At 47.3% G+C, this 12,928-nt stretch carries 10 protein-coding genes; 1 reads left to right on the top strand and 9 read right to left on the bottom strand.

What is annotated here, in order from left to right; translation table 11 throughout:
• Positions 1-313: 313 nt before the first annotated feature.
• The 7 genes from QT996_RS19630 to QT996_RS19600 all read right to left on the bottom strand — a co-directional run bounded on the left by QT996_RS19630 (position 314) and on the right by QT996_RS19600 (position 8,481).
• Positions 314-1,297, bottom strand: a complete 984-nt coding sequence (locus QT996_RS19630; protein ID WP_333048442.1) for an aldo/keto reductase — start codon at positions 1,295-1,297, stop codon at positions 314-316.
• 17 nt (positions 1,298-1,314) lie between these two features.
• Complete coding sequence (locus QT996_RS19625) at positions 1,315-2,052, bottom strand: SDR family oxidoreductase (protein ID WP_333048441.1); 738 nt, start codon at positions 2,050-2,052, stop codon at positions 1,315-1,317.
• 189 nt (positions 2,053-2,241) lie between these two features.
• Positions 2,242-2,595 carry a DUF5335 family protein gene (locus tag QT996_RS19620; RefSeq protein ID WP_333048440.1) on the bottom strand — a complete coding sequence of 118 codons (354 nt, stop codon included), beginning with the start codon at positions 2,593-2,595 and terminating at the stop codon, positions 2,242-2,244.
• A 374-nt stretch (positions 2,596-2,969) separates the two neighbouring features.
• Positions 2,970-5,828: a cation-transporting P-type ATPase gene (locus QT996_RS19615; protein WP_333048439.1), complete on the bottom strand. Its 2,859-nt coding sequence runs from the start codon at positions 5,826-5,828 to the stop codon at positions 2,970-2,972.
• A gap of 56 nt (positions 5,829-5,884) precedes the next feature.
• On the bottom strand, positions 5,885-6,340 hold the full coding sequence (locus tag QT996_RS19610; RefSeq protein WP_333048438.1) for a pyridoxamine 5'-phosphate oxidase family protein: 456 nt from the start codon (positions 6,338-6,340) through the stop codon (positions 5,885-5,887).
• Between the two features lie 88 nt (positions 6,341-6,428).
• Positions 6,429-7,337, bottom strand: a complete 909-nt coding sequence (locus QT996_RS19605; protein ID WP_333048437.1) for a DMT family transporter — start codon at positions 7,335-7,337, stop codon at positions 6,429-6,431.
• Between the two features lie 130 nt (positions 7,338-7,467).
• Positions 7,468-8,481, bottom strand: a complete 1,014-nt coding sequence (locus QT996_RS19600) for a Gfo/Idh/MocA family oxidoreductase (protein ID WP_333048436.1) — start codon at positions 8,479-8,481, stop codon at positions 7,468-7,470.
• Between the two features lie 524 nt (positions 8,482-9,005).
• On the opposite strand from QT996_RS19600, the gene QT996_RS19595 reads away from it, so the two are divergent.
• Entirely contained in the window at positions 9,006-9,305 is a 300-nt protein-coding gene (locus QT996_RS19595) for a ferredoxin (protein ID WP_006633390.1), read from the top strand.
• 345 nt (positions 9,306-9,650) lie between these two features.
• On the opposite strand, the gene QT996_RS19590 is transcribed toward QT996_RS19595, so the two are convergent.
• On the bottom strand, positions 9,651-11,306 hold the full coding sequence (locus tag QT996_RS19590) for a SpoIID/LytB domain-containing protein (RefSeq protein ID WP_333048435.1): 1,656 nt from the start codon (positions 11,304-11,306) through the stop codon (positions 9,651-9,653).
• A gap of 324 nt (positions 11,307-11,630) precedes the next feature.
• The coding region (locus tag QT996_RS19585) for a WD40 repeat domain-containing protein (RefSeq protein WP_333048434.1) at positions 11,631-12,928 on the bottom strand (1,298 nt) is incomplete at its 5' end.

Raw genomic sequence — 12,928 nt, 5'->3', positions numbered from 1 at the left:
CTGAAAGTCTTGCTATACAAGAAGTCTAGGAAGACAAGAGGGCGTTGTGTTGTGAGACTCAGATCGGATTGCTATACATAAATACCAATACTTTTTTAAAAAGTTTTTAGCTTGTAACCAAATATCTTCAACGGGATTCTGTTGGGGAGCATTGGGAGCAAATAAAATACAAGTAATGGACCAATTCTCAGGTTCTTTGTCAATCTTTACTGTGGTACTGACAGGTGTACCGTAAACAAGAAGTTTTGACATGATTTATCGCTCCTGAATCAAAAAATTAGCCGCACCCAGAATACTTTACTCACCCCAATTCCTAACGATTGACGGTACTCATATCGGGGTAGCGATCGCCCACTGCAATGCCTAAGGGCAGCGCTTTGGCAATTTGGTCTAGTTCTGCTGGAGTCAGCGTTACAGCAGCCGCCGCAATGTTTTCTTCTAAATAGGTGCGGCGTTTGGTGCCTGGAATTGGCACAATGTCCTCGCCTTGGGCTAATACCCATGCCAGCGCCAACTGTCCAGCTTTGATACCCTTAGCGGCTGCCATCTGCTCTATCTGCTCGACTAATTCCAGATTTTGCTGGAGATTATCGCCTTGAAAGCGAGGATATCGCGCGGCCCGATAGTCTCCCTCAGATAATGTGTCGAGGCTCTTGATTTTGCCTGTGAGAAACCCACGGCCTAGAGGGCTATAAGGCACAAACCCAATCCCTAGCTCTCGGCAGGTAGGCAAAATCTCCGCTTCTGGCTCCCGGCTCCAGAGCGAATATTCAGTCTGGAGTGCTGAAATAGGATGCACTGCCATTGCACGGCGGATCGTGGCGCTCGCCGCTTCGGAAAGACCAAGGTAGCGAACTTTCCCAGCTTGGACGAGCTGCGCCATTGCACCTACAGTTTCTTCGATCGGAGTGTTTGGATCGACTCGGTGCTGATAGTAAAGATCGATCGCATCTACGCCCAAACGCTTGAGACTGGCATCACAGCAAGAGCGGACATATTCGGGTTTGCCATTCACGCCCTTAAAGCTGCCGTCGCTACCGCGTACATTGCCAAACTTCGTGGCAATAATGACTCGATCGCGATGCCCTTTAATTGCTTTGCCGACTAACTCCTCATTGTGACCGACACCGTACATATCAGCCGTGTCGAGCAAAGTCACGCCTAGCTCTAAGGCGCGATGAATGGTGGCGATCGATTCAGACTCATCGGCTATGCCGTAGAATTCGGACATACCCATACAGCCGAGTCCTAGTTCCGAGACGACTAATCCTTGATTACCGAGTTTTCGCTGTTTCACGATGTTCTCCTATCACTCTAAAGTTCTTGCTTTGTGGGACGGATGATGATTTCATTTACATCAACATCACCGGGCTGCTCAATAGCGTAGGCGATCGCGCGGGCAATGGCATCTGCATCAATGGCGATCGCATAAAATTCATTCATTCTCGCTGCTGTATCTTTATCGCTAATCGTGGTCGTCAACTCAGTGGCAACGGCTCCTGGTGAGATATTAGTCGAACGGATTTCACCGTTTGATTCTAGCCGCAACCCTTCAGAGATCGCTCGTACTGCGTACTTAGTAGCACAGTAGACCGCTGACCCCGAAAACACCTTATGTCCGGCTACAGACGATAGGTTAATGACATGACCAGACTTTTGCTGACGCATAGTTGGCAACACGGCAGCAATCCCATAGAGAACGCCCTTAATGTTGACATCGATCATCTGATCCCACTCTTTCACCTTTACTTGATCGAGGGGAGAGAGCGGCATCAACCCGGCATTATTGATGAGTACATCTATCCGGCCGTATGTACTCAAAGTTTTCTGCGCCAAGGCTTCCACCTGTGCACAATCTGCCACATCCGTCACTTGGTAGGTTGCAGTTCCCCCTGATTGGGCGATCGCGGCAACCAATTCTTTTAGCCGATCTTCGCGGCGGGCAGCTAACATTAGTTTGGCTCCACTAGCAGCAAGTCGCTTTGCAGTCGCCTCACCTAATCCACTGCTGGCTCCGGTGATGATTACTACTTTGTTTTGAGTTTCAGACATATTGACTTCTGTGGGTTATTGAGTGTGGGGCATGAAACATTGGGTGCTGAAATAAACTCAACTCAGCATTATTAGGACTAAGGCAAAAAAAAACCGGTTTCTCCCAAAAATCATGGATGCTCTTTGAAAGATTGACGCAGAAACCGGGTTTTTAGCCCCGCGTGCCTAAGTCCTGATTATTCAACCAGCTCAACTAGCTTGTAGCTCGATCAATGTTTGTGTTCCAGCAGCGTCACTAATCTGAACCGCTATCATCACACCGTTTGAGTTTTGTCCCGTTAAAACTTCAGTGGGTGAATCGATCGTGTGAGCATAAGTCACTTCATCTTGACCCACTTCAATCACCAAATCATCTCCCTTGCCTGGGCGATCGTAAACCATCGCATGAAGAGGTGCGTTCTTAATTAGTTCTGCATCACCGACTTCTGAACCGATGATTTCGATCGAAATATGCCGTCCGCGATTGCCATCGGTAAACTGATCGAAAAATTCACCCCATCGCTCGCGCGGCACAGATTTGTTGATTTCAATCTTATTGGTCATTTCCATTGTATTCACCATGATGATTGTGTGTGAAAAAGTAGTAAAAAAAAGCCGATCCATGCAGGGCTGTTTCATTCTCAAGAAAACGAGGATTTTGTAGGTAGTGCCCCCGTGTCTACCCTCCTCCTCCACGATTGTGTAGGTGTTTCAGGGATTGGGGCCGCCCCCCGTGGCGGCCCCAACAAGAGAATGAAACAGCCCTGCTTAAGAAGGGGGGGGACAAGAACTTGCTCAAAGACCTCCTTCTTAAGGGGGATGCAAGGGGGATGGAGACTTGGCGTAAAAGCGAGAGTTCTCAGGGGTTTCAGGCTGGTTGTTGACACCTGTGGGCACGGTGCCGTGTCCTGATGGTTAGACACCGCACACGCCTACTTTCAAACTGGCTTCTTCACAAGAAGCTCAATCTTTTTGCCCGAAGTGTAAACAATTTGCTTGCGTATTTCATCAGCCATTAGTATCAATGGTGGGCAGAGGATTAGCAGCGACCATTGCCAGGGAGATAGGGGTGCGGTCGCAAAGACTTTTTGTAAAGGTGGGAAATAGATAATAGATAGAATCAGTGCCCACTCAACCGCAATTCCTAACCAGATCAAACGGTTGCTAAAGAAGCCCAAGCGAAAAATTGAGGTGCGCTCACTGCGGCAGGCGAAAACGTTTCCAACCTGACAAGCCACGATCGCCGCCAGCGTCACAGTTGTTGCTTGATGATAAATTGCCATCTGAGTAGTAGTCCCCGATCGGGCAAGAATCGCCGAAGTCATCGCCTGCAACTCGGTAATCCCGTAACCATTTGACCGCCAAACCAGCAGGAAACCTATCATTCCTGCCAATCCTTCCAGCAACCCTAGAAACAAAAAGGCACGCAGCATTAAAGACTTATCCAGTAATGGTTTCGACTTTTTGCGTGGCGGTTGAAGCAAGATGCCTGCCTCCGGTTCTTCTGCGCCCAACGCTAGGGCGGGAACCATATCTGTGCCTAGATCGATCGCCAGAATTTGCAGAATGACTAAAGCGGGCGGAATCTTAAAAAACACCATCGCCAGAAAAGGCAGCAATTCTGGTATGTTCGAGGACAGGATATAGGTGATGAACTTGCGAATATTCTGATATACAGCTCGTCCTTCCTCGATCGCAATAATAATAGTCGCGAAGTTATCATCAATCAGCACAATATCAGCCGCTTCCCGCGCCACATCCGTGCCGCTGAGACCCATCGCAATGCCGATATTGGCGGCTCTCAAGGCTGGAGCATCATTCACCCCATCACCCGTCACCGCTACGGTATGACCCATCCCGATGTAAGCCTGAACCAGCCTTAACTTCTGTTCCGGCTGTACGCGAGCAAAGATTAACCCGGATTTTTGCTGCAATATTTGACACAAGTGGGCATCCGAAAGATGTCCCATTTCTTCGCCCGTAACTACCCTGGCTTTACCATCTACTAAGCCAATTTGCTGGGCAATCGCTTCTGCGGTGAGTCCATAATCTCCTGTTACCATCGTCACCTGGATACCTGCTTGATGGCATTTGGCGATCGCGTCGGCAACTTCTGCTCTCGGCGGGTCAATCATTGCCACCAACCCAACGAAGATCAGATTTTGCTCCAATTCCTGCGCGTCTTGCGGTTGCTCCTCTTTCTGCCGCGTGGCAACTCCCAGAACTCGATAACCTCGACTTGCAAATCCATCATTAACAGCAGTCACCTCTGCCCGTTCTGCTGCTGATAATTCTTCTATGCGTCCATCTTTCAAAATCTGTTTACAGTGTTGCAGCACGTCCAATGGCGATCCCTTTGTAAAAATCAGATAGGGAGCCGTTAGCGGTTTGAGATTGTCCGATTGCCCTTCTAACTCAAACCCTAAACCTGAATTATCCGAACTTCTTTGCAGCACGACACTCATCATCCGTCTGCGCGAATCAAAGGGAACTTCCTGCGTTCTTTTAAGCTGACGCTGTAGTTCTTCAAAGTTCAGTTTCTTTTTTAGGGCAGCCACCAGCAGAGCAGCTTCAGTGGGATCGCCAATCTCCTGCCACTGACTGGAACCTGCTGGATGGTTCAAGCGGGCATTGGAACATAGCGCCGAACCCGCCAACAGCAGCTTTACCTGTGATTCCATTCGCCCAGCAGGAACTTGTACCTCTCCTCCCGTCGGGTCGTACCCTATTCCAGTTACTGTAATCTCAGATGTCGGAATCCAGAGTCGGCAAACCGTCATCTCATTCTTGGTCAGCGTCCCTGTTTTGTCTGTACAGATGACCGTTGTGGCACTCAATGTCTCCACTGCCGAGAGCCGACGCACCAGAGCATTACGCTTTGCCATGCGCTTGACACCCATAGCCAGAGCCAGAGTCACCGTTGGCAGCAGTCCTTCTGGGATAAATGCCACAATAATCCCGATCGCAAAAATGAAGCTTTCCTTGAGTTCCATGCCCACCAACAGGTTAGTCAGCAGAAACACCACAACACCCAGCCCAAGGGCGATCGTGGTGATGACGTGCACCACGCTGTTGATTTGAACTTCCAGGGTGCTAGGTTCTCGCTTCACAGTTGTAGTGAGATGGGCAACCTGACCAAACTCGGTCTGAGTTCCTGTAGCGTACACGACAGCTAATCCACGCCCTGCCGAAACGGTAGAACCCGCAAAAACCAGATTGCTTGATTCGGAGGCACGCATCTTTTCAGTGGCTACAGGTTCCGCCGATCGGGCAACCGGCAGCGATTCTCCAGTCAGCACCGAGACATCGACATAACAAGACTGAGCCGAAACCAGTCTGGCATCAGCAGAGATGCGATCGCCCTCTTCCAATTGCATGACATCTCCCGGAACCATCTCCCTAACGGGAATCTCACCTAGCTTCCCATCTCGATAGACTTTAGCGCGGGCGGGCAACATTTTATTGAGTGCTGTTAACGCTTGTTCTGCCTGGAATTCTTGCCAAAAACTGAAACCGGCATTAATCCAGATTACAGCCCAGACTGCCCAGCCGAGTTCTGGTGTACCGGACACAAAAGCCAGCGCACCTGCAACCCAGAGCAAGAGGGCCATGAAATGCGTCAACTGATCGGTGAAGCGGAGTAATAGCGATCTTCTGGCTGGTTCGGGCAGTTCATTAAACCCGTAATGCTTGATTCTGATTGCTGTTTCTGTCTCTGAAAGTCCCTTTTCTGAAGTTGAGAGGGTTTCGTAGACTTGCTGGGTCGATAGTGTCCAAACAGGTGCATGAGATGCCATACAGGATCAACACGTTGCCTCATAAGTTTGCAGTTGCACGGTTGACGAGAGCGCTCCTATGGGTTCTTACTGCTGATTCCATCAGTCGTGCGTCCGCTCATTTCACTCGCGTCGATGCGGTAGATTGCAATTACCTCTGAACGTCCCTGAGAATCAGTCCAGGTTCGATTGATCGCAGGTGAGAGCATGGGATTGCGCTCTTTAACGAGGTGCATTACCCGATCGATATCTTCCTGCTCAGTCAGGCGCGAGGCTCGACCATTGACGATCGCGCTGCGCCAATGAAGCGGCTCGCGTATTTCTTCAACCTGCAAACAAATTTCTGGATTTGCATCAAGATCGTGAGTCTTCATGCCGATCGTTGTAAACAGGTAAATTTCCTCTTCTTCGAGATAATAATTCATTGGTATCACGTAGGGCTTGCCTTCGTGTATGCAGCCCAGATGACCGTATCCTACTTTGTGTAGCAGCTCATGTATTTCTTTTTGCCCCATTTCATCAATATCTAACATTAGTATTTTCCTAAAGGTTTAGTTAATTAGTAGTATTCAAGAGAAATAGTCCAAGCTTTACATCTGTCATTAGATAGAGTCGATCACATCACAAATCTTCTGCCCGCTTAATTGATGCTTTTTTACCAGCAGCTACGCTAGCAACAACCAAACAGGCCGTGACTAGGGCGATCGGCTCCAGAGTTTCACCAAGCAAAATTGCCGAGGCCAGAAGCGTCAAAAATGGTTGCAATAACTGAATTTGACCTACCCGGGCTACTCCACCAATTGCCATACCATGATACCAGGCAAAAAATGCGATAAATTGACTAAAAATACTCACATAAGCAAAACCGAACCAGGCTATCGGTGAAGCTATTAACCCTTGTTTTAAGACAACTAATATTGTTGGCAAAACCTCGAAAGGAGCTACAATGACCAAAGCCCAACAGATAACTTGCCACCCGCCTAAAACCTTAGCTAATCGCCCACCTTCAGCATAGCCAAAAGCAGCAGCAATTACGGCTCCAAACAAAGCTAAATCTGCCGACTGAAGCTGTCCAGCGCCACTAATAATTCCAAAAACAACAACGGTTGTACTACCGACAATGCTAGCAATCCAAAAGCTGAAATCAGGGCGCTCTCCAGCGCGCAAGAACCCCGCTATCGCTGTTGCTAAAGGCAACAATCCTAACACCACAGCACCGTGAGCGGCAGGTACTTGCTGCATTGCCCAAGCGGATAGTACCGGAAATCCCAAAACAACTCCCAATCCGACAACTAATAAACTCCCAAGTTGCTGTTTTGAGGGAATGGGTTGATGCGTTATGTGCAGAGTAAATGCTGCCAGTATAGCTGCTACTAATCCGCGTCCCAAACCTACAAAAAGCGGGTCTAAATCTATCACAGCGGCTCGGGTTGCCGGTAATGTCAAGCTAAATCCCACTACACCCAAAAAACCGTAAATTAAGCCAATAGTTTCCGGATTTAAGTGATGATTTTTCCAGTAGGATTTCATTGAGTCTCCAATATCGATTGAGTTAAAAGTTCTTTACCTCCTTTATGAAGGAGGAAGGCGGTTGAAACCGCTCAAGAGTAAAACGAAGTCCGCCGGCGCCGGCTAATAGATAAAAAAAGTATTCCAGAACTTACGCACTTGTTAGCGCCACATTTTGCCCAGTCTCGCTCGATCGCCGCGCAGCGTCTGCCACTTTCAAAGCGTACAAACTACTGGCATTATTAACGTACAAAGGCGTACCATTTGACAAATATTCCAACACCATATCGGTGTCTTTGGCAAACAAACCGCGCCGCGTCCCTACTTTGATGTTGTGCCGATTTTCTCCCTGAATTAATTGACCGGATTCAGGAGTAAAAACCAGCGTTCCTGCTTCTCCGTAGATGGTAAAAATGTTTTCCGACTGCCAAAAAGTCTCTCCTTTTCCATAAACAGCTTCAGCCACAATGCCATTGGCAAAGCGCAACTGTGCATTGCACAAACAAGCTTTGTAGAAATCCGGGTGAGTGTCCCAAAATTGAGCTTGACAGTTAACGCTTGTTACTTCTCCGAACAAATCAGTAAATCGGTGCAGTCGCGAAATTGCACCAACTAACGGAAATCCAAAGAGGGAATGTTGATAAGTCCACCGCTGCAGGGCTGGATGTTGAGGAGTAATAGTAATGTAGCGGGCGTAAAAAACTTTACCGATTAAGGGCAAAGATTCTTTGATTGCTTGGTGCAAACCGCCTAATAGTTCGATGTGTTCGATGTGAAGGAGTTTTTGCTTTTGGGCGGCAAGTTCGATCGCCCTTTCTGCTTCAGATACGTCTAAAGATAGAGGATATTCCACCACAACGTGCTTGTCATTTTCTAGCGCCGCCAGGACGATCGCCCCGTGATCCCGATTCACCGTACAGACAATCACCAAATCTAAATCGTCTCTTTCTACCAGCTTGCGCCAAGAAACCGCAGCTTCTGCCCCGAACCCTTGACAAAATGCTGCGGTTGTTTCCGGGGTGTGGCCAGCAACCGCTACCAAGTGCGATCGCCCATCAGCTTGAATTGTCTCGGCCCTCAACTTAGCGGCAAAACCAGTACCCACAATTCCCACGCGAATTGGAGAATTAACCGAAAAACCAAAGCGAGTATCAATATTAGTCATGGGATTTGAGATTTAAGATTTTAGATAGTTACAGACTTGCGGTGCAGGGCTTTAGGGTTCTACCGCGCAGATTTTAAGCTGTGGTTGTGGTGCGATTTATTCGATCGAGCCTTCAACACCCAAGTTTTGATGCGATCTCACTATACATTTCACCGCCTGCTGGGACTTACCTTGTAGCCAGCCTTGCTGAAAGTCGATCGATACACCGCATACCAACAACCCGGTTTTTGTGCTGTAGGGCTCAAAACAGGATTTTTCCTAGAAACCGGATTATTTAGTGCAAGTCTTGCGGCAACAGTATCACAAGGCTGAACCCAACATAGGTATAAGTAATCAAGATGAAATTAGAAAAAGTTATAACTAATCCCATTCAAATGTTCTGTAAATAAGTGTGTCAACCTCCCTTCTATCCCCTACTATCATAGAGGGAACAAACCTAAGACCTAACCTCAAAGCTAATAGAGCCTTGAAGGTTGCATTAGGAAAAATTATAGATCTTGTTGAATTTTTGAGAGGATTAGTGCATGGCGACTTACAAAGTTACCCTCATCAGCGAAGCCGAAGGAATTAACCAGACCATTGACGTTGATGACGATACTTACATTCTTGATGCTGCAGAAGAAGCAGGACTCGACCTCCCCTACTCTTGCCGCGCTGGTGCTTGCTCCACCTGCGCCGGCAAAATCACCAAAGGCGAAATTGACCAATCCGACCAATCTTTCTTGGACGATGACCAAATCGAGGCCGGATTTGTCCTCACCTGCGTCGCCTATCCCAAGTCTGACTGTACGATCGAAACTCACCAAGAAGAACAACTGTACTAAGAAAGGACGCTCTGCGTGATACCCTAAGAAACCCGGTTTCTCGTTTCCAAAATTAAGCTGAAATAGCGCAATTATGTTAAGAAACCGGGTTTCTGTGTCTAACATTGCAACAAAGCCGCCAGCAGTCTGTCACTCCCAGCTAAGAATTCCTAGCTGTTTGGGCAGATAGCTGACCAAATAATTTTAGATTTTAGATGGCAGATTTTAGATTAACTGTGAAACCAATCTAGAATCCAAAGTCTAAAATCTAAAAGTTTTAGGACTAATATTTAGTCTCAAGCGAGAGGGACGAAAGTTTGTTGAGGGGCGAGGGAAATCGCCGACTAGGAAGCCGAGTCTGATAAACTATTCGCGCCAAAATGTAATCGCATCGCTGAGAGGGACAACTTGAGCGCCGGGAAAATAAAAGCCCAGAATTCGAGATCCATCCCAGCCCAAATTAGCCAAATTGTAAGAACCAGTCTGACTCATTCCCACCCCGTGTCCGAAGCCGCCTCCGACAAAAGCATAACCGTTGAGAGTTTTGTCGGGATTGTAAATTGGTTCTAGGTAAAAAAGCGTGCTAATCGGCGGGTAAAAAGCATTGCGAATCTCGTCTTTGTCGATATCAATGGGGCCTAAGTCAGTTTGAACCTTCATTTTCAAAACTCGACCTGCGGCTGACCTTTCCGTCACTTCCACCTGAGAGACAGTTTTAAAATTAGCCAGCGGGTGCTGTTTTTTCTGAAGATACTGTTTGAGAAATCCACCAATCGCCGTCAAAGAAGCTGGTTCGCGCCACCGAAACGTTTGTTCTTTTTCCTCATTAAACCCTGTTTTCAGAGTCATAAAGCGGCGGAAATTGTTTTCGTCAGACAAACTCTGCTTTGACAAATCCCAGATATTATTAGGGGAATCTACGATCGATCGCAAATATGGACGTTCCGCGCCCTGCCACACATCGTTAAAAGAGGCTGTCACGCCGCCGCTAGACGCGGAATAGAGCGCGTCTACTAGCTGATTTTCGTAAGTTAGCACCAAACCTGTCGTTTGGGCGATCGCCTTATCACTTTGCGGGTAAACCTCGGTCAAACCCTTATAAACTTGACAGTTAACATCAGCGCACAACTCATAATTATCCACAGCAAACCGGCGCACATTTCTCAGGGCGTAGGTTCTCGCTAAAATAGTTTGAGCGACAATCGCAGCGTAAGGCGCAAAAGCCCCAATTTCGTGAGGGACAACACCCCGCAAATAAGTTTCCGTCAGCACTTTATTCACCAAAGTATAAGTGCCGTAAGCATTTTTTTGCAGGTGCAAACTGCCCCCATAACGGTGAGTTTCTTGAATTGCTTTTTCTGGTTCAGTAGCTGTCGCCTCGTGAGTAGTTTGTTCCAATACCTCAATCACATTTTTCCCCGCCGTCACATCCAACTCATTGCGGTTGAAACGAAAGCCGTTTAAAACCCAAAATGCCTGGGGTATTTGTTTAAAAACCTTGGAATCCAAAAAAGCTGTTGTGTTCCCTTGAGCTTGCAAACTTTGCAACAGCCAGCGCCGCACCAAAGGAGAGTTATAAGTATCTCTTTTTGCCCAGACTTGCCAGCGCAAAGGTTGAGCAATTTCTACATCAATTCCCTGGGCGCGCCACTGATTAGCGCTGTCTTCTGCACTCTCGAAACTGCGGTGAGAACTTAGTACCACTCGTTCTTCTACGATCGGCGTTTCCAGCGGTTTCGGGGCTATTTCTAACTTGACGCTAGCAGCAGTTTTGGTTTCTATGCCTTGGGGAGTTTTGTAACGCAAAGTTAAGCTGTCGCCCGGTAATGCTTTCAGCGTCAGTTTGTCGGTTGCTTTGGTGCCAAACCGCTGCACCACGCCAATTTTGATGGGTCTATTTTGGGGAGTTTGGGCGTATCCCGCAGCGCTGAAAATGGGTAACAGGCACAATGCGGTGAAAACAGTGCTAGATATGCAGCTAAACCATTTGTAATTGGGAGTTGGAGGTGCTTGAGCGAACACGGTTATCTGTCTCGCGATAGTTGAAATTGGGGGATTTTTGATTGTACGTTAGCACATTTGGCCGCTGCTATAGGGGAATTGCGGAAGATAAGCTGGTTTAATTGCCAGAATTCTGTTAAGTCAGGACTTACGCCAGACCAAAGAAACCGGGTTTTTTACCTAATCTGCTGGCTGCAACGAAATATTTTCGTAAAAAACCCGGTTTCTGGGCCCCCTGCGGTAAATCTGTCATTGCGGGTGAAAAGCAGGAATCGCAAAAGTTGCGGGAGTTTTACATTCTGTTACACGGTCAGGTTTATTTGCACCTACCGACTGATTGGCTAATCATTTATTCTGAGCACTAATCTCATCGCAGAGGTGTTTCTCGCTTTCATCAGCATTATTTTGCAAATAGTCCTGCAGCCAATCGCAGCCTTGCACCAGCATTTCATCTAAACTTTTAATTCGCCACAACCGGGCTGTAGTGTCATATGATGCCGTAGCGATGTATTTGCCGTCGGGACTAAAACTGACACTCCATACCCCATCTTGATGTCCTTTAAATTCTTGTATCAGCTTGCCTGTTAAATCCCACAACCTTGCTGTTTTGTCCGATGATCCCGTAGCGATGTATTTGCCGTCGGGACTAAAACTGACACTCGTTACCCCATCTTGATGTCCTTTAAATACCTGTATCAGCTTGCCTGTTAAATCCCACAACCTTGCTGTTTTGTCCGATGATCCCGTAGCGATGTATTTGCCGTCGGGACTAAAACTGACACTCGATACCCCATCTTGATGTCCTTTAAATACCTGTATCAGCTTGCCGGTTAAATCCCACAACCTTGCTGTTTTGTCCGATGATCCCGTAGCGATGTATTTGTCGTCGGGACTAAAACTGACACTCGTTACCCCATCTTGATGTCCTTTAAATACCTGTATCAGCTTGCCGGTTAAATCCCACAACCGGGCTGTTTTGTCCGATGATCCCGTAGCGATGTATTTGCCGTCGGGACTAAAACTGACACTTGTTACTGAATTTTGATGTCCTTTAAATTCTTGGATCAACTTACCTGTTAAATCCCATAACCTTACTGTTTTGTCCGATGATCCCGTAGCGATGTATTTGCCGTCGGGACTAAAACTGACACTCGTTACCCCATCTTGATGTCCTTGAAATTCTTGTATCAACTTACCTGTTAAATCCCATAACCTTACTGCTTTGTCCCCTGATATAACAACGGTGTATTTGCCGTCGGGACTCAAATTGACACTCGATACCCCATCTTGAGGTCCTATAAATTTTTTTATGTGCTTGCCGATTACATCCCACAACCTTGCTGTTTTGTCAAATGATGCCGTAGCGATGTATTTGCTATCGGGGCTGAAACTGACACTCAATAGAAAATTTTGATGCCCTTTAAATTCTTGGATCAGGTTGCCTATTGAATCCCACAACCTTACTGTTTTGTCCCATGATGCCGTAGCGATGTATTTGCCGTCGGGACTAAAACTGACACTCCATACCCCATCTTGATGTCCTTTAAGTTCTGCTATCAACTTACCTGTTAAATCCCACAATCTTGCTGTATAGTCCTCTGATGCCGTAGCGATGTATTTGCCGTCGGGACTAAAACTGACAC

This window comes from Microcoleus sp. S13C4 (assembly GCF_036700865.1).
GTDB lineage: Bacteria > Cyanobacteriota > Cyanobacteriia > Cyanobacteriales > Microcoleaceae > Microcoleus.
This window is presented reverse-complemented; position numbering and strand designations above follow the sequence as displayed.

Excerpts from the sequence above, each read along its gene's own strand:
- QT996_RS19595 (WP_006633390.1), top strand. The coding sequence starts at position 9,006 with ATGGCGACTTACAAAGTTACCCTCATCAGCGAAGCCGAAGGAATTAAC.
- QT996_RS19615 (WP_333048439.1), bottom strand. The coding sequence starts at position 5,828 with ATGGCATCTCATGCACCTGTTTGGACACTATCGACCCAGCAAGTCTAC.
- QT996_RS19620 (WP_333048440.1), bottom strand. The coding sequence starts at position 2,595 with ATGACCAATAAGATTGAAATCAACAAATCTGTGCCGCGCGAGCGATGG.
- QT996_RS19600 (WP_333048436.1), bottom strand. The coding sequence starts at position 8,481 with ATGACTAATATTGATACTCGCTTTGGTTTTTCGGTTAATTCTCCAATT.
- QT996_RS19610 (WP_333048438.1), bottom strand. The coding sequence starts at position 6,340 with ATGTTAGATATTGATGAAATGGGGCAAAAAGAAATACATGAGCTGCTA.
- QT996_RS19605 (WP_333048437.1), bottom strand. The coding sequence starts at position 7,337 with ATGAAATCCTACTGGAAAAATCATCACTTAAATCCGGAAACTATTGGC.
- QT996_RS19625 (WP_333048441.1), bottom strand. The coding sequence starts at position 2,052 with ATGTCTGAAACTCAAAACAAAGTAGTAATCATCACCGGAGCCAGCAGT.